This is a genomic window from Oleiphilus sp. HI0132, assembly GCF_001635845.1.
In genome coordinates, this window is record NZ_LWGJ01000692.1 from 1 (window position 1) to 727 (window position 727).

1 protein-coding gene is annotated in these 727 nt (G+C 45.5%); it reads right to left on the minus strand.

The genetic code is table 11. From position 1 onward, the window contains the following. The coding region (dinB, locus tag A3766_RS08260) for a DNA polymerase IV (RefSeq protein WP_156508787.1) at nt 1-627 on the minus strand (627 nt) is incomplete at its 3' end. Nucleotides 628-727: the final 100 nt, after the last annotated feature.

The following is a 727-nucleotide window of genomic DNA, read 5'->3' on the forward strand; positions in this document are numbered from 1 at the left end:
TTGTTGGTCAAAAGCCTTTACATCTTTTCCAAACCGCAGTTGCTTAGCACTGAGCTTCTCGAAGGTGACTTTGCCAACGCCAGGGATTTTATCTAAAGGCATATCGTCGATAAAACTGGCCACGTTTTCTGGAGGAATTACATAAATACCGTTTGGTTTATTGATATCGGAGGCAACTTTAGCGAGGTACTTGATGGGCGCCACCCCTGCTGATGCTGTCAGACCAAGCTCACGTTGAATCGTCTTGCAAATATCCTGAGCGATGAGCGTTGCTGAACCGTGATGTAACGAGCAGTTGGTGACATCAAGGTAAGCTTCATCGAGGCTAAGTGGTTCGATCAGATCAGTATAACGTTCGAATATTTCACCAATCTGTTTACTAACGGTTCTATATACATCCATTCTACCCGGAAGCAATACAAGATCTGGGCATAAACGCAGCGCAACTGAGGTCGGCATGGCAGATCTAAGCCCAAACTCTCGTGCTATGTAGTTACAGGTAGAGAGGACACCGCGAGAGTGGCGCTTTCCGCCAACGGCAACGGGTAAATTAGTTAACGCCGGTTGGTCACGGATTTCCACGGATACAAAGAAAGCATCCATATCTACATGAATTATCTTGCGCAAACCGTTGCCTCGAAATTAAATAATGCTGTTTGAATATACAGTTGTCTTGGGCGTGAGGCAAGTAGGGTTGGTTGCTAGCGTGTACAGATTATTTACGATA